Here is a 14,756-nt window from a genome sequence, read left to right as displayed (position 1 = left end):
ACTTGATGCCTCTAAAGGGCCGTCCGAGACCAGGACGTTGATAGGCAGGGTGTGGAAGCGCTGTGAGGCGTGCAGCTAACCTGTACTAATGACCCGTGCGGCTTAACCATACAACACCCAAGAAGTGTGAGAGACTTGCGGTCTCGAGACTACAAACAGCATTCATCATAAAGTTTTTTTCCGAATTAAGTTTTATGCCTGGCGGCCATAGCGTTGTGGAACCACCTGACTCCATGCCGAACTCAGCAGTGAAACGCAACCGCGCCGATGATAGTGTGGCAGCTGCCATGTGAAAGTAGGTCACTGCCAGGCACCCAATATAGTACTCCTGACTATACAGCTTTTGCGGAGCGGTAGTTCAGTTGGTTAGAATACCGGCCTGTCACGCCGGGGGTCGCGGGTTCGAGTCCCGTCCGCTCCGCCATTACTCAAAACCCCAGCCGATTGGCTGGGGTTTTTTCGTATTGGCTGCGTCGGACTTGCTGGATGATGTCGGTGCTGCGCACCTTCTCCTTCAAACGCGGTGCGTTTGCCACTCCGCCATCATTAAAAGCCCTGAGCGTGAGCTCAGGGCTTTTTCGTTTCCATATTTCTGTCTTACTCGGCTTGCTGCTCCAGCAGGGTCAGGATGTCGCCAAAGCGCTGTTGCTCCAGTCGGGCGAAGCCGGACCGTTTTCTGGCTTTCAGACGATTAAGCAGGGGGGTGGAAATCCCGCATAAAAAGCAGGTCAGGGTGTGGACGCTCAGTGGTTGTTGGCTGGCATCCTGTAACTCCTGGCACCAGTGCGCCAGCTGGCCGGCCGTCGGTAAGGGCGGGCGTGCGGGCTCGGGCAGCCGTGCCGGATTACCATGACAGACCGAGCAGTGGCCACAGGTACTGGGAGCCTGATCATCGGCAAAATAACCGGCGAGCCGGTGGCTGAGGCAACGCTCGCTTTCGAAAAAGCCAATCATGTCGGCGAGCCGAGTGAGCTCGCTGCGCTCCTTTTGTTTGAACAGCCGATGCAGGCGGCCGGCTTCGGCATTAACATCGAATGCCGGTTGCAGCACGCGGTAAACTTCGATCATCTGCTTGCTTTCCAGGCTGATCCAGCCTTGCTGATGCAGGTAGTCGAGGGCATTAATCACCCGCTTTCGTTCGGTGCCATATTGTTGCCATATGGCATCAAAGTCGACCTGGCACCAGCTTCTAGCCAAGGGCGCACCGTCAAACACGGCATTCAGAAAGGCCTGACGCTCGCCGTTGAAATGGCCGAGGATCTCCTGGCGTGACAGCACAAACTTGAAGCGATAATCGGCAAAATAGCTGTATTGTGGCTCTATTATTCGGTTCAGTTCGAGATAGACCAGCAGCGTTTTTAGGGGCAGCAGGCGAATGTTGGTGCTGTTTGACAGCCGCAGCGGCATCAGCTCCCACTGTTCACCGGCTTGCTGCAATTCATGCAGCAGTGCTGCAATGGCATTCGGCTCGGGGGTATCGCCGTAAACGAAGTTCTCCAGCACGTTAAGCCCGGCCTTGTTGCCGAGCAACAGGCAGTGCGAGGGTTGACCATCCCGGCCGGCGCGTCCGATCTCCTGACTGTAGTTTTCGATGGACTTAGGCAGATCGTAATGAATCACTCGGCGAATATCGGCCTTGTCGACGCCCATGCCAAAGGCGATGGTGGCGACGATGCAGGGCGCTTCCCCTGCCATAAAGGCCCGTTGCAACTGACGGCGGCTGTCCTGCTCCATGCCCGCATGATAGGCCTTGGCAGGAATGCCGGCGGCATTAAGTGCGTCTGCCACTCGTTCGGCGGTGTGCTGCAGCGTGACATAGACAATGGTGGGAGAAGCCGGATCCTCTCTCAAACGCGCGATCAGCGCGGGCATTTTTTCTTCCTCGCTCACCGCCATGACGTCAAGGTGCAGATTGGATCGGTAAAAGCCGGTAATCACCACATGATCCGCGGCCAGCTCGAATTTACGTTGTATATCCTCGATGACAGCCGGGGTGGCGGTGGCGGTCAGTAGCAGCACCTGAGGGATGTGAAGTTGGCGGCGGTAATCCGGCAGTTTGAGGTAATCGGGGCGAAAGTTGTGGCCCCATTCCGAGATACAGTGGGCTTCGTCGATGACCAAAAGGGAAATGGGCACCTGGCCGATAAACTGGCGAAAGCGTTCGTTCTTCAGACGCTCCACCGAAATCATCAGTACCTTGATACGTCCTTCCCTGACCTCTTGCATGATGCGGCGGCTTTCTTCCCAGCCCTGGGTGGAGTCGATGCTGGCGGCGGGAATGTTTTTCTGCCGCAAAAAGGCAAGCTGATCCTGCATCAGTGCCAGCAGCGGAGATATCACCAGGGTCAGGTGAGGCAGCAACAGGGCCGGTAACTGATAGCAGAGCGACTTGCCTGAGCCAGTGGGAAAGATTGCTGCCGCCGACTGACCGGCCAGAATCGTGTCGATCACGGCTTGCTGACCAGGGCGAAGGGAAGAGAAACCAAAATGCTGTTGCAGGGTGTGTTCGAGTGTCATGGTGGCGGTATGGTGAAATCATAGTGCCCATAGCTTGGCCCGCACCATTGGGGTTGGCAACTCTATCCAGCAGAAGGAAAGGCGGAGGGAGTAAAAACCGGCAGCCCGAGTGGCTGCCGGTGGAAATGGCTGGGCGTTGCCGGCGGCTATACCGCCATCAGATCCCGGTGAAAGGACTTTTCACAGTAGTTGCAGCGAAAGCGTACCTGGCCGGACACCGCGCGCACTCTAAACTTGCTGGAAACCGGCTCGTTGTGGCTGATGCAGTTGGAGTTGGGGCAGGAAAACACGCCTTCCACCTGCTCGGGCAGTTGTAATTGCAGCTTTTCCACTACTTCGAAGTCTTCAATCAGGTTCACGGTGGCGTCGGGGGCAAACAGTGCCAGCTGGTTGGCCTGGGCGGCGGTCAGGCGAGTATTTTCTACCTTGATGATGTCCTTGGCTCCCAGTGCCTTGGAAGGCAGGTTCAGCCCCACGGTGATTTTCTCATGGGTCTGCACCAGGCCGAACAGCTGCAGGATCTTGATGCCCTGACCGGCGGGAATGTGATCGATCACGGTGCCGTTGTGAATGGCTTCTACTTGCAGTTGGCTCTTGTTCATCGTTTCTCTCACAGGCTCTCGTTCAGCACCAGGGCAAGCAGGGCCTGGCGTGCGTAAACGCCGTTTTCCGCCTGCTCAAAGTAATAGGCATAGGGGGTGTCGTCCACGTCCACGGTGATCTCGTCAATGCGGGGCAGCGGATGCAGCACCTTGAGGCTGTCTTTGGCGTTTTCCAGCACTTGTGGCGTGAGCACGTACTTGGACGCCACATGCACATATTCGGTTTCGTCAAAGCGCTCTTTCTGCACTCGAGTCATGTACAGAATGTCCAGCTCGTCCATGACCTCTTCCATGCTGTCACGGAACTCGAAGTTGATGCCCTTTTCGGTCAGCTCGTCACACAGGTAGTCGGGCATGGCCAGCGCCTGGGGGGCGATAAAGTAGAACTTGCAGCCGAACAGGCTCAGTGCCTGGGTCAGGGAGTGGACGGTGCGCCCGTATTTCAGGTCGCCCACAAAAGCCACGGTCAGCCCCTGCAGGGTGCCCTGGGTTTCATAGATGGTAAACAGGTCCAGCAGGGTCTGGGTGGGATGCTGGTTGGAGCCGTCCCCGGCGTTGATCACCGGTACCGAGGAATATTCCGCCGCCAGCCGGCCCGCGCCTTCCTGCGGGTGGCGCATTACAAAGGCGTCACTGTAGGAGCTGATGATGCGTACCGAGTCGGCCAGGGTTTCACCCTTTTTGGCGAGGGAGGTGCTGCCGCTGTCGGAAAAGCCGATAACGGCACCGCCCAGGCGGTGTACGGCGGTTTCAAATGACAGCCGGGTACGGGTTGAAGCTTCAAAGAAACAGCTCGCCACCACCTTGTGTTTCAACAGCTCGGGACGGGGATGGGTCTTGAGCATGACGGCGGTATCAATGACCAGCTCCAGCTCGGCGCGGGTAAAGTCGGATATGGAGATTACATGCTTTTGATATAGGGGGTTCGCCATCAGCAGTGCTCTTCAAGTGAAATTCGGGCCATAAAAAAGCCCCTGAATGGGGCCATTGGAGTGACAGGATCGCAAACGCGGAAGCCGGTGCCGGCAAGGGGCACCACCACGGACCAGGAGTGGCAATGGGAATGGGGCATATCAGCTCCGCTTGTTTGCAAACCGACCGGATTATAGAGAAATGCGGCGGCAAAGCAAAATACCCGGACAGAATGGGCTCAAACGGTGAAAGAGTGAGCGAACGCGCCGGCGTGCAGGAAAAAGCCCTTTACCTTTGATCGCCGCCGGTTATAATTCGCCTCGTGTTGCAGGGGCATAGTTCGAATTGGTAGAACAGCGGTCTCCAAAACCGACGGTTGGGGGTTCGAGTCCCTCTGCCCCTGCCAGCTTCACCGAAAAGGCCAGCCTCAGTGCTGGCCTTTTGCGTTATGGAGTGATCATGAAGCCATTACAATCCCGGCTCTGGCGGTTTATGGGGTTGCCAGTATGGCAATGCACCCATGGCGAGCGTCTGCCTTATGCCCCCGAGCCTCCGCCGCCCGTTGCCGATGTACTGCTGATCACCGGTCAGGGACAGCGCCTGCCCGAGCGCCTGTTTGACGATCTCACCCTAGCGCTGAATGGCGTTCGTCCTCTGGTACAGGACGAAACCGCCTGGCTGGCCGCCGGTCGCCCCGGCGCGCGCGTTATGCTGGGATTCAACCTCACCACTCCCGCCGACGATCTGGCTTGGCAGGCTTCACTGCCCCTGACCGCAAGTCAGAAACGAGAACTCTGGAGCCGGCTGTGCAGCCTGAATTCCGTCCCCTGAGTCTGGCCGACCTCGACGCCATGGCCGCACTGGAGCAGGCGGCCCATGCCCATCCCTGGAGCCGGGCTCTGCTGGCCGATGTCTTTGGCGAGCGCTATTTTACCGGCGCGTTGTGGCACGGGCAGCAACTGCTGGGCTACTTTATTGCCGACAGCGTACTTGACGAGAGCACCCTGATGAATATTTGCGTGTCTCCCGCGCGGCAGGGCCGGGGGCTGGGCCGAAGGCTGCTGGAACACTATTTCACCCAGTGCCGGGCGCGAGCGCTCGGCTGGTTGTGGCTGGAGGTCAGGGCTTCAAATCTGGCCGCCATTCATTTGTATGCCTCCTCCGGCTATCAAGAGAGTGGCCGGCGCCGCAATTATTACCCCACCGACGTCGGCCATGAAGACGCGGTGATCATGCAAAAGCGGCTCTAGTTCCTATACTGAAAAGCACACGCTCTCACAGGGATGTATTATGAGAGGCCTGCTTGCCTGTTGGCTGGCGCTGGCATGGATGACGTCCGCGCAAGCCGAAATCTATCGTTATCGAGATGCCGCCGGCGTGGTGCACTACACCGACAACCGCCTGAAGGCAGTTTCTGGTCATCGCTGGCACCAGGATGCGGTCAACAAGGACGGCATTCTGGTTCGGGTGGTGAAGAAGCCCGATGGCCACTACTTTTTTGCCCTTAACCGCCTCGCCAGCAGAGCCCAACTGAATTTGCAGTTCTCCAGCCAGCAAAATGTGGTGATTCCCGCGGCCTTGCAGCAGGCCGTGGTGTTGCCCGCACGGGAAGAAAAGTTCCTTGGCAAGCTCATCCCTTCCGGCCCGGGTGCCTGGGGTTATGACTATGGTTTTGCCTACAGCAGTCATCAGGGGCGTAACCAAGTGGACAGCGACCATCGCGTGCAAAAAATTGCCGGCAGCACCATTGTCAGTCCTCGGGTGAAAGCGTGGAAAGAGTATCGTAATCAAGCTGCTCCGGTGGTTGTTGGTGCCGTGAACATGAGCCCGCCGGTGTCCGGCACCTTCCGTATCTCACAGGGGTTTAATGGCGATTTCAGCCATAACAAGGCGTCCAACCGTTACGCCCTGGACATTGCCCTGCCGGTGGGCACACCTCTGCTGGCCACCGCCGACGGTGTGGTGGTGGCGGCCGTGGATCACCATGTAGGAGGGGGCCTGGCGGCCCGATACCGAGGCAAATCCAACCACCTCAGGCTGCGTCACAATGATGGCACCATGACCCTCTATGCCCACCTGGATACCCATTCGCTGACCGTAAAAAAGGGGGACAGGGTACGGGCCGGTCAGGTGGTGGCCGCTTCGGGCCATACCGGTTACAGCTCTGGCCCTCATCTGCATCTGGCAGTACAGGTCAACAACAAGGGCAGGCTTGAATCCATTCCCTTTACCCTTAACGGCCGGGTGCCCGCCACCGGGCAGACCCTGCTGGCCAGGGGGAGTGAAGGCCGGCAGTAGCCTCAGTAGCCCGATGGCGGCGGCGAAAACAATGGTAACAAGTAGAATTATTTAATGTGGTAATTTAGCGGCTTTGTGCCGTCATGGTCTGAACGGTAAAATTAAAACCAAACAATAGTTCTTTTGGTGTTCTTATTTTGGTTTATTTGTCTTTTATGGGCCATAAACACATCTAAAAAGCAGTTGCTTTATGCTGTTTGCTGTGGCCTTTTACCTGTCTTTCTTTTTAAAACACAATGTAAACAGGCAGGAAGGCGGTATGTCGCAGGCGGTTGAAATGGCAAAGGGCGAGTCCCGTAGCATAAGTCACTATATGCGGGTGTTGGGCCCGGGCATACTGGGCGCGGCGGCGGCGATTGGCGGCTCTCATCTGGTGGCTTCCACCCAGGCCGGTGCCATTTACGGCTGGCAATTGGTGGGACTGATTCTGCTGGTTAACCTGCTCAAGTATCCTTTCTTTCAGATTGGCGCCCGTTACACCATGGCCGCCAATGAGAGCCTGATCCAGGGGTATGATCGCATTGGCCGCGGCTACCTGCGCCTGTTTACCCTGCTTAACCTATTTGCTTCCGTGGTCAGCACCGCCGGCGTGGCCATGCTCTGCGGCAGCATTCTGGGACTCTTTATCGGCGACAGCCTGAGCGTGACTCAGCTCAGCATGATAGTGCTGGCGGGCTCCCTGGTGTTTTTGATCACAGGGCACTACAAGACCCTCGACAGCGTCACCAAGTGGATCATTGTCGGCCTGGCCATCGCCACGGTCACCGCGGTGTTTATCGCCCTTAACCGGGGAGGCGTGGCCACGCCGGATTTTGTGGCCCCCAGTCCGTGGAACCTGGCCTCGGTTGGCTTTCTGGTGGCCCTGATGGGCTGGATGCCGGCCCCCATTGAGCTGTCCTCCTGGAACAGCGTCTGGCTGCGGCAAAAGCAAAAGGTGCTGGGCGCCGAGCTGGATTATAAGGGGGCCCTGGTCGACTTTAACGTGGGTTATGTGACCTCCACCCTGCTGGCCATTGCCTTTGTGGCCCTGGGTGCCCTGGTGCTGCACGGCAGTGGCGAGACCCTGGCCACATCCGGCATCGCCTTTGCTCATCAGCTGGTCGACGTTTATGCCAGCGTGATGGGTGAGTGGAGCCGCTGGCTGATCGCCTTTATCGCCTTTTTGTGCATGTTTTCCACCACGGTCACCGTGCTGGACGGCTACAGCCGTTCGCTGAGCGAGTGCTTTGTGCAGTTTGGCCAGCCCAAGGGCAGCGGCCCTACCGGTGAGGGCGCACGTTATACCTATCCGCTGATGGTGGTGATGGGCGTGGTGGCGGCCTTTATTATCATGTTTTTTAAAGGGGCCCTGTTGGCGATGCTGGAGTTCGCCATGATCTCCGCCTTTATCAGTGCCCTGGTGTTTGCCTGGCTGAATTTCCGGTTGATGAACCTGCCGCAGGTACCCGAGCAATACCGGCTGGGCAAGGGCATGGTGATGCTGAGCCGGGTGGGCATTTTGTTTTTTGCCGGCTTTAATCTGTTGTTTGGCTACTGGTATCTCTTTGTGAAGTAACCGTCATGGGCTGGTTTGACTGGCTTACCCGTAAACACCCGCCTGCCGCCCCGCTGCCCTGGCAGGAGGCGCTGCAGGCCCTGCCCATTTTGCAGGGCCTGAGTGAATCCGAGCAACAATGCCTGTGCGAACTGGGTAACGAGTTGCTGGCGCGCAAAACCCTGACCCTGCTCGGGGTTACCCCCACGCCACGGCAGACGGCGGCACTGGCCTTGCAGGCGGCGCTGCCCATACTGCACCTGGGGCTGGATTGGTATGCAGGCTTTCACGAAATCATTCTGATCCCCGCGCCGGTGACTCGGCGCGAAAGCGTGGAGGACGAATACGGCCTGGTCAGTGAGGTGGAAGCGGAGCATGCCGGCGAGTCCTGGCAACAGGGGCCGCTGGTGCTGGCCTGGAGCGAGTTGGCCGACGATGGCGGCTGGGACGGTTATAACCTCATCATTCACGAGCTGACCCACAAGCTCGACATGCTGGGCGGCGAGGCCGACGGCGTGCCCCCCATGCGTCCCGGCATGGCCATGGCCGAATGGCGTCGTGACTTTCAGGCCGCCTTTGACGACCTACGGCGCAAGGTCGAATGCAGTGAGGCGCCCATAGATCCGTACGCCGCCACCCATCCGGCGGAGTTTCTGGCGGTGGCGACGGAGCTGTTCTTTACCGATCCGCGGCTGTTGCATGGCGCCTATCCGGCGGTATATGCCCAGCTGGCCCGGCTCTTTTCACAGCACCCGCTGGCGCGTCAGCCTACGGCGGTCGGCTGACTCCTTTCACCCTTCTGTGATCCTGCTCATCAAATGACCGCTTGGCCATTTGATGATAAATGATACCTTAACGATTGAAAGTCAGAGCCTATCGAGGCTCGAGGAAAGATCGATTTATCTTTTTTCGACTGAGCCAGTATATTGACTTTCGCGCTGTATTTTTCTTACGTTATATCTTCACTTAAAACTTTTTGTGCAAGTTTTCGTGAAACTTTGTGTGCAATTATGCTTAAAAATACAAAATGCATCATTGGATATGCGTAAACAAAACGGCGCCGTTGTAAAACAACGTCATTTTGCTGGCGCAACACAGGCAAGGCTGCCGAGCGGTTGAAGGAACAGCTTGCTGAACGTCGGGTGCGCGCCCGACGCGATATCAACATGAATCAGGGAATTATTATGTTAATCGGAATTCCAAGGGAAACGCTCAGCGGAGAGACCCGGGTGGCAGCGACCCCCAAGTCCGTTGAACAGCTGCGCAAACTGGGCTTTGACGTCTGCGTGGAACAAGGCGCGGGCAGTAAGGCCAGCTTTGAAGACACCGCCTTTGCGGCGGCCGGCGCTCAACTGGTGAGTGCCGACGAGGCCTGGCAATCCGCCATTATCTACAAGGTGAATGCACCCACTGCCGAGGAAATCGAACGGCTGCAGGCGGGCACCACCCTGGTCAGCTTTATCTGGCCGGCCCAAAACCCCGAGCTGGTTGAACAGCTCAAGAATAAGGGCGTGACCGTGCTTGCCATGGACATGGTGCCGCGCATTTCCCGCGCCCAGTCCCTGGATGCGCTGTCGTCCATGGCCAACATCGCCGGCTATCGTGCCGTGGTGGAAGCCGCCCACGAATTCGGTCGTTTCTTTACCGGCCAGATCACCGCCGCCGGCAAGGTGCCCCCCGCCAAGGTGCTGGTGATCGGTGCCGGTGTGGCCGGTCTGGCCGCCATCGGTGCCGCCGGCTCCCTGGGTGCCATCGTACGTGCCTTTGATACCCGCCCCGAGGTAAAAGAGCAGATTAACTCCATGGGCGCCGAGTTCCTGGAGCTGGACTACGAAGAGGAGAGCGACTCTTCCGACGGCTACGCCAAGGAAATGAGCCAGGCCTTTATCGACGCCGAAATGGCCCTGTTCATGGAGCAGGCCAAAGAGGTGGATATTATCGTTACCACCGCCCTGATCCCCGGCAAGCCGGCACCCAAACTGATCACCGCCGACATGGTGGCCGCCATGGCGCCGGGCTCGGTGATCGTGGATCTGGCCGCCCAGAACGGCGGTAACTGCGAGCTGACCAAGCCGGGCGAGCTGTTCGTGTCCGACAACGGCGTCAAGATCATCGGTTACACCGATCTTAACGGTCGCCTGCCGACCCAGTCCTCCACCCTGTACGCCACCAACCTGGTCAACCTGGCCAAGCTGCTGTGCAAGGAAAAGGACGGCAACATCAACGTCGACTTTGACGACGTGGTGCTGCGCAACATGACCGTGACCCGGGACGGCGAAGTGACCTTCCCGCCGCCCGCTATCAGCGTGTCGGCGGCGCCCAAGGCCAAGGCGGCGGCTCAGCCCGCGGCCGAGCCCCATGCCAAGAAGCCGAGCAACCTCAAGTATTACCTGGGCGGTGCCGGCGTGCTGTTGTTCGCCTGGCTGGCGGCGGTGGCGCCGGCGGAGTTTCTGTCGCACATCACCGTGTTCGTGTTGGCCTGTATCGTGGGCTACTACGTGATCTGGAATGTGTCCCACTCCCTGCACACGCCGCTGATGTCGGTGACCAACGCCATCTCCGGCATTATCGTGGTGGGCGCCCTGTCGCAGGTGGGCTCGGGTGGTTTCGTCAGCTTCCTCGCCTTCGTGGCGGTGCTGATCGCCTCAATTAACGTGTTTGGCGGTTTTACCGTGACACATCGCATGCTGAAGATGTTTAGGAAGGGCTGATTAAATGTCACAAGGACTAGTAACTGCATCTTATATCGTGGCCGCCGTGCTCTTTATCATGAGCCTGGCCGGTTTGTCCAAACAGGAGTCGGCCAAGGCCGGTAACTGGTATGGCGTGGCGGGCATGGCCATTGCCCTGCTGGCCACCATTTTCAACCCCGAGGTCACCGGCCTGGGCTGGATCATCGTGGCCATGGCCATCGGCGCTGCCATCGGTATTCGCTTTGCGCTCAAGGTGGAAATGACCGAGATGCCGGAGCTGATTGCCATTCTGCACAGCTTCGTGGGTCTGGCCGCGGTGTTCGTGGGCTATAACACCTACATCGATCACGGCGACCTGTCCGGCGCCATGCTCAACATTCACAACACCGAGATCTTCCTCGGCGTGTTTATCGGCGCGGTGACCTTTACCGGCTCCATCGTGGCCTTTGGCAAACTGCGCGGCCTGGTGTCGTCTAAGCCGCTGGCCCTGCCGCATCGACACAAGCTCAACCTGCTGGCGGTGGTGGTCTCTGCCATTCTGCTGATCTGGTTTGTGCAGGTGGAAGGTTCCACCTTTGCCCTGCTGGTGATGACCCTGATCGCCCTGGCCTTTGGCTGGCATCTGGTGGCCAGCATCGGCGGTGCCGATATGCCGGTGGTGATCTCCATGCTCAACTCCTACTCGGGCTGGGCCGCCGCCGCTGCGGGCTTTATGCTGTCCAACGATCTGCTGATCGTGACCGGCGCCCTGGTGGGTTCCTCCGGTGCCATTCTGTCCTACATCATGTGCCGGGCCATGAACCGCTCCTTTATCTCGGTAATTGCCGGTGGCTTTGGCTCCGACGGCACCGTCTCTTCCGGTGAGGAAGAGGACGGTGAATACACCGAAGTGAACGCCGAAGACGTGGCCGAAATGCTGAAGGGCTCCAGCTCCGTGATCATCACCCCCGGATACGGCATGGCGGTGGCCCAGGCCCAGTACCCGGTGGCCGAACTGGTGTCCAAGCTGCGGGCGGCCGGTGTCAAGGTGCGCTTTGGCATTCATCCGGTGGCGGGTCGTCTGCCCGGTCACATGAACGTGCTGCTGGCCGAGGCCAAGGTGCCTTACGACGTGGTGCTGGAAATGGACGAGATCAACGATGACTTTGACGACACCGACACCGTGCTGGTGATCGGCGCCAACGACACTGTCAACCCGGCGGCGTCCGAGGATCCGGCCAGCCCCATCGCCGGCATGCCGGTGCTGGAAGTGTGGAAGGCCCAGCAGGTGGTGGTGTTCAAGCGCTCCATGAACACCGGTTACGCCGGTGTGCAGAACCCGCTGTTCTTCCGGGAAAACAGCGTCATGTTATTTGGCGACGCCAAGGACAGCGTGGACAATATTCTGCGCGCGCTGTAATTCGCACGCTATGCCATTCAGGGGCGCTTCGGCGCCTCTTTTTTGTGCTTAGAGAAAGCAATGCAAAAAAGAGAGCCGAGGCTCTCTTTTTTTATACACAGGACTTGGTGTTTGCTATAGCGGCCGGACTTAGTTGCCGCGATAGGTAGAGAAGCCGTAAGGGCTCAGCAGCAGCGGCACATGGTAGTGATCCAGCTTGCCGTCGGCGCTGAAGATCACCGGAATCTCGGGAAAGAAGGTCTCGATGTCGTGCTGTTCAAACCAGTCGCCGGTTTCAAAGGTGACCTTGTAGGTGCCTTTTTCCAGCTCCCGACCTGCCGGATACAGGGCGGTAATGCGGCCTTGCTCGTTGGTCACGGCGCTGTTCAGCTCCACCCAGTCGTCACCCTGCTTCTGTTCCAGCACCACCTTCACATCGGGGGAAGGCAGGCCATTTTCCAGGTTGAGAACATGCACGCTCAGTGGGTTGCCGGCGGCCAGGGTAAGGGTGGATACACCGGCCATCATGGCGCCGGCCAGAACATGTTTAAGGCTCATGCTGTTCTCCTTCAGAGTAAGAAAGTGGGCTGCTGCCGGTGGCTGCCGGCGACATGGGCTCATCATGCCCGAGCGTGCCTTGCAAACCCCTTACCGCTTTATTACAAAACCGTCATCAAACCGGTGCGGGCGCATTCGGTGATAAACTGCCGGCATGCATCGTATTGAGCGAGGTCATTCATGCGCATTCTGGTGGTGGAAGACGAAGCCAAAACCGCCGATTACCTGAAAAAGGGCTTTACCGAATCCGGCTATCAGGTGGAAGTGGCCGAAGACGGCCTGGAAGGACGTTATCTGCTGGAGGAAAGCCCCTTTGATCTGGTGATCCTCGACATCATGTTGCCGGGCCTGAACGGCTGGCAGCTGCTGCAGTGCATTCGCAGCCAGGGCGATACCCCGGTGATCTGCCTGAGCGCCCGGGACGCGGTGAAAGACAAGGTGCGCGGCCTGGAGCAGGGCGCCGATGACTATCTGGCCAAGCCGTTTTCCTTTGCCGAGTTGCTGGCCCGGGCCCGCAAGCTGCTGCGCCGGGGCAAGCCGGCGGAACCGTTGTTTTTCCAGCTGGCGGATCTGCAGCTGGATCCGCTGGCGCGCCGGGTCAGCCGGGGCGGGCGGCGCATTGACCTCACCAACAAGGAATTCACCCTGCTGCAGCTGTTGCTGTCCCATCAGGGCGAGGTGCTGTCGCGCACCTATATCGCCTCACAGGTGTGGCACATGAACTTTGACAGCGACACCAATGTGGTGGACGTGGCCATTCGCCGGCTGCGGGCCAAAATTGACGACGACTTCGAGCCCAAAGTCATTCACACCGTGCGCGGCATGGGTTATGTGTGCGAGCTGCGGGAATGAAGCGCGTGCTGTCGTCCCTGAGCCTGCGGCTGGCGCTGATGTTTGCCTTGGTCAGCGCCCTGCTGCTGGGCAGCCTGGGTTTTTATCTGTATTTTTCCCTGGATCGGGAACTGGCCTGGCGGGACGATCAGAGCCTGCTCGGGCGCCTTGAGCACATGCAGGCCCTGCTCACCAGCAGCGACAGCATCGATGAGCTGCGCAACCGGCCCACCCTCTATGCCAATATGCTCGGCAATGAAGACAGTCTGCTGTGGGTGCTGAACCTGGACGGCGAGGTGCTGATCTCGGTCAACCCCGCCGGGCTGGCGGTGCCCGTTGGCCTGTCGGCGGGGCGGACCCGGCTGGGTTATAACGATGGCGGTAATGCCCGCCTGGCCTGGCGCCCCTTGAAGCAGGGCGACACCAGCCTGATGCTGGTGGCGGGCAAGCTGCTGGCGCCCCGGGAACAGATGCTGGCGGCCTACCGCTGGCAGTTGCTGCTGGCGCTGACCGGCGGCGCCCTGGTGGCCTTTGCCCTCGGCTGGGGGGTGAGCCGGCGCGGACTCAGGCCGGTGCGGCGGCTGGCGGCAGAAGCCGGGGCCATTGAGGTGCGCCGGCTGCACCGGCGGCTGAGCACGCGGCAACTGCCCGACGAGCTGCGCGAGCTGGGCGACAGCCTCAATCACATGCTGGCCCGGCTGGAAGACGGCTTTGGCCGGCTGTCGCGCTTTTCCGAAGATCTGGCCCACGAAATTCGTACCCCCCTCAGCAACCTGGTGGGCCATACCGAGCATACCCTGCGCCGGCCCCGCACCACGGAAGAATATGAACGTTTGCTGGCGTCCCATCTGGAGGAATACCAGCGGCTGAGCCGCATGATTAACAGCATGTTGTTTCTGGCCCGCAGCGAGCAGCCCCAGGCCGAAATAAAGCGGCTTCCGGTGGCCCTGGCGCCGTTGATTGAACAGTTATGCGAGTATTTTGAGGGCATGGCGGAAGAAGCGAACACGGTGCTGGTGAACCGGGCCCGCGGTGAGGTGCTGGCCGATGGAGAGCTGTTGCGCCGAGCCCTGGCCAACCTGCTGGCCAATGCCCTGCGTTACGGCGAGCCGGGCCAGCCCATTACCATTGGCAGCGAGCAGACTGCCAATGGTGTGGCGGCCTTTGTGCACAATAAAGGTCCGGCCATTGCCGGTGAGCATTTGCCCCGGCTGTTTGATCGCTTTTACCGCTGCGATCCGTCCCGTACCCAGAGCGGTGACACCGGCGGCCTGGGGCTGGCCATTGTCGACTCCATTATGCAGCTGCACGGTGGCGAAGTGAGTGTTCACAGCGACGACGACGGCACCACCTTTACCCTGCGTTTTCCCGCCTGAACGACCTTGCCCTCCCATCATTAATCCCTTATTTTCCCAAGGCTGAAGAGAGGAGAA

14 protein-coding genes, 2 tRNA genes and 2 rRNA genes are annotated in these 14,756 nt (G+C 59.2%); 14 read left to right on the top strand and 4 right to left on the bottom strand.

Annotation, left to right across the window (positions count from 1 at the left end; genetic code table 11):
- The 3 genes from OJHNALOF_RS03295 to OJHNALOF_RS03285 all read left to right on the top strand — a co-directional run.
- Positions 1–110: ribosomal RNA gene (locus tag OJHNALOF_RS03295) — 23S ribosomal RNA — on the top strand; the annotation flags it as partial.
- An 87-nt stretch (positions 111–197) separates the two neighbouring features.
- Positions 198–312 (top strand): 5S ribosomal RNA (gene rrf / locus OJHNALOF_RS03290).
- 35 nt (positions 313–347) lie between these two features.
- A tRNA-Asp gene (locus OJHNALOF_RS03285) sits at positions 348–424 on the top strand.
- 173 nt (positions 425–597) lie between these two features.
- Here OJHNALOF_RS03285 and OJHNALOF_RS03280 read toward each other — a convergent pair.
- The 3 genes from OJHNALOF_RS03280 to pyrB all read right to left on the bottom strand — a co-directional run bounded on the left by OJHNALOF_RS03280 (position 598) and on the right by pyrB (position 4,051).
- The gene (locus OJHNALOF_RS03280) at positions 598–2,517 is read right to left on the bottom strand and encodes an ATP-dependent DNA helicase RecQ (protein ID WP_165661146.1); all 1,920 of its coding nucleotides are present in this window, start codon (positions 2,515–2,517) and stop codon (positions 598–600) included.
- Between the two features lie 146 nt (positions 2,518–2,663).
- Positions 2,664–3,119 carry an aspartate carbamoyltransferase regulatory subunit gene (pyrI, locus tag OJHNALOF_RS03275; RefSeq protein WP_094201786.1) on the bottom strand — a complete coding sequence of 152 codons (456 nt, stop codon included), beginning with the start codon at positions 3,117–3,119 and terminating at the stop codon, positions 2,664–2,666.
- An 8-nt stretch (positions 3,120–3,127) separates the two neighbouring features.
- Positions 3,128–4,051 (bottom strand): aspartate carbamoyltransferase, encoded by a 924-nt coding sequence (pyrB, locus tag OJHNALOF_RS03270; RefSeq protein ID WP_165661145.1) that lies wholly within the window; start codon positions 4,049–4,051, stop codon positions 3,128–3,130.
- 131 nt (positions 4,052–4,182) lie between these two features.
- On the opposite strand from pyrB, the gene OJHNALOF_RS03265 reads away from it, so the two are divergent.
- From OJHNALOF_RS03265 to pntB, 9 genes are all read left to right on the top strand, one after another.
- Positions 4,183–4,329: a hypothetical protein gene (locus OJHNALOF_RS03265; RefSeq protein ID WP_165661144.1), complete on the top strand. Its 147-nt coding sequence runs from the start codon at positions 4,183–4,185 to the stop codon at positions 4,327–4,329.
- Between the two features lie 31 nt (positions 4,330–4,360).
- Positions 4,361–4,437, top strand: a tRNA-Trp gene (locus tag OJHNALOF_RS03260).
- Positions 4,438–4,490: 53 nt separating this feature from the next.
- Positions 4,491–4,862, top strand: coding sequence for a hypothetical protein (locus OJHNALOF_RS03255; protein ID WP_165661143.1), 372 nt, complete (start codon positions 4,491–4,493; stop codon positions 4,860–4,862).
- Positions 4,838–5,281 carry a ribosomal protein S18-alanine N-acetyltransferase gene (rimI, locus tag OJHNALOF_RS03250; protein WP_370462291.1) on the top strand — a complete coding sequence of 148 codons (444 nt, stop codon included), beginning with the start codon at positions 4,838–4,840 and terminating at the stop codon, positions 5,279–5,281. Before OJHNALOF_RS03255 ends, rimI begins: the two co-directional genes overlap by 25 nt.
- Positions 5,282–5,321: 40 nt before the next feature.
- On the top strand, positions 5,322–6,329 hold the full coding sequence (locus OJHNALOF_RS03245) for a M23 family metallopeptidase (protein ID WP_165661142.1): 1,008 nt from the start codon (positions 5,322–5,324) through the stop codon (positions 6,327–6,329).
- A 259-nt stretch (positions 6,330–6,588) separates the two neighbouring features.
- The gene (locus OJHNALOF_RS03240) at positions 6,589–7,884 is read left to right on the top strand and encodes an NRAMP family divalent metal transporter (RefSeq protein WP_165661141.1); all 1,296 of its coding nucleotides are present in this window, start codon (positions 6,589–6,591) and stop codon (positions 7,882–7,884) included.
- 5 nt (positions 7,885–7,889) lie between these two features.
- Positions 7,890–8,648, top strand: a complete 759-nt coding sequence (locus tag OJHNALOF_RS03235; protein WP_094201790.1) for a zinc-dependent peptidase — start codon at positions 7,890–7,892, stop codon at positions 8,646–8,648.
- 399 nt (positions 8,649–9,047) lie between these two features.
- Positions 9,048–10,574: a Re/Si-specific NAD(P)(+) transhydrogenase subunit alpha gene (locus OJHNALOF_RS03230; RefSeq protein WP_165661140.1), complete on the top strand. Its 1,527-nt coding sequence runs from the start codon at positions 9,048–9,050 to the stop codon at positions 10,572–10,574.
- A gap of 4 nt (positions 10,575–10,578) precedes the next feature.
- On the top strand, positions 10,579–11,955 hold the full coding sequence (gene pntB / locus OJHNALOF_RS03225) for a Re/Si-specific NAD(P)(+) transhydrogenase subunit beta (protein ID WP_165661139.1): 1,377 nt from the start codon (positions 10,579–10,581) through the stop codon (positions 11,953–11,955).
- Between the two features lie 129 nt (positions 11,956–12,084).
- Here pntB and uraH read toward each other — a convergent pair whose 3' ends face one another.
- The gene (gene uraH, locus OJHNALOF_RS03220) at positions 12,085–12,492 is read right to left on the bottom strand and encodes a hydroxyisourate hydrolase (protein WP_165661138.1); all 408 of its coding nucleotides are present in this window, start codon (positions 12,490–12,492) and stop codon (positions 12,085–12,087) included.
- Positions 12,493–12,672: 180 nt separating this feature from the next.
- On the opposite strand from uraH, the gene OJHNALOF_RS03215 reads away from it, so the two are divergent.
- Both OJHNALOF_RS03215 and OJHNALOF_RS03210 read left to right on the top strand, forming a co-directional pair.
- Positions 12,673–13,344 (top strand): heavy metal response regulator transcription factor, encoded by a 672-nt coding sequence (locus OJHNALOF_RS03215; protein ID WP_165661137.1) that lies wholly within the window; start codon positions 12,673–12,675, stop codon positions 13,342–13,344.
- A complete protein-coding gene (locus tag OJHNALOF_RS03210) occupies positions 13,341–14,699 on the top strand; it encodes a heavy metal sensor histidine kinase (RefSeq protein WP_165661136.1) in 1,359 nt (452 codons plus the stop codon). Before OJHNALOF_RS03215 ends, OJHNALOF_RS03210 begins: the two co-directional genes overlap by 4 nt.
- Positions 14,700–14,756: the final 57 nt, after the last annotated feature.

It is taken from the genome of Oceanimonas sp. MB9 (genome assembly GCF_011319775.1).
GTDB lineage: Bacteria > Pseudomonadota > Gammaproteobacteria > Enterobacterales > Aeromonadaceae > Oceanimonas > Oceanimonas doudoroffii.
The sequence above is the reverse complement of the archived record's forward strand: the minus strand, read 5'-3'. Positions and strand labels throughout refer to the sequence as shown.

Bases quoted from the DNA above. Each gene is read 5' to 3' on its own strand.
- OJHNALOF_RS03280 (WP_165661146.1), bottom strand. From the start codon at position 2,517: ATGACACTCGAACACACCCTGCAACAGCATTTTGGTTTCTCTTCCCTT.
- pyrI (WP_094201786.1), bottom strand. From the start codon at position 3,119: ATGAACAAGAGCCAACTGCAAGTAGAAGCCATTCACAACGGCACCGTG.
- pyrB (WP_165661145.1), bottom strand. From the start codon at position 4,051: ATGGCGAACCCCCTATATCAAAAGCATGTAATCTCCATATCCGACTTT.
- OJHNALOF_RS03265 (WP_165661144.1), top strand. From the start codon at position 4,183: ATGGGGCATATCAGCTCCGCTTGTTTGCAAACCGACCGGATTATAGAG.
- OJHNALOF_RS03255 (WP_165661143.1), top strand. From the start codon at position 4,491: ATGAAGCCATTACAATCCCGGCTCTGGCGGTTTATGGGGTTGCCAGTA.
- OJHNALOF_RS03245 (WP_165661142.1), top strand. From the start codon at position 5,322: ATGAGAGGCCTGCTTGCCTGTTGGCTGGCGCTGGCATGGATGACGTCC.
- OJHNALOF_RS03240 (WP_165661141.1), top strand. From the start codon at position 6,589: ATGTCGCAGGCGGTTGAAATGGCAAAGGGCGAGTCCCGTAGCATAAGT.
- OJHNALOF_RS03235 (WP_094201790.1), top strand. From the start codon at position 7,890: ATGGGCTGGTTTGACTGGCTTACCCGTAAACACCCGCCTGCCGCCCCG.
- OJHNALOF_RS03230 (WP_165661140.1), top strand. From the start codon at position 9,048: ATGTTAATCGGAATTCCAAGGGAAACGCTCAGCGGAGAGACCCGGGTG.
- pntB (WP_165661139.1), top strand. From the start codon at position 10,579: ATGTCACAAGGACTAGTAACTGCATCTTATATCGTGGCCGCCGTGCTC.
- uraH (WP_165661138.1), bottom strand. From the start codon at position 12,492: ATGAGCCTTAAACATGTTCTGGCCGGCGCCATGATGGCCGGTGTATCC.
- OJHNALOF_RS03215 (WP_165661137.1), top strand. From the start codon at position 12,673: ATGCGCATTCTGGTGGTGGAAGACGAAGCCAAAACCGCCGATTACCTG.
- OJHNALOF_RS03210 (WP_165661136.1), top strand. From the start codon at position 13,341: ATGAAGCGCGTGCTGTCGTCCCTGAGCCTGCGGCTGGCGCTGATGTTT.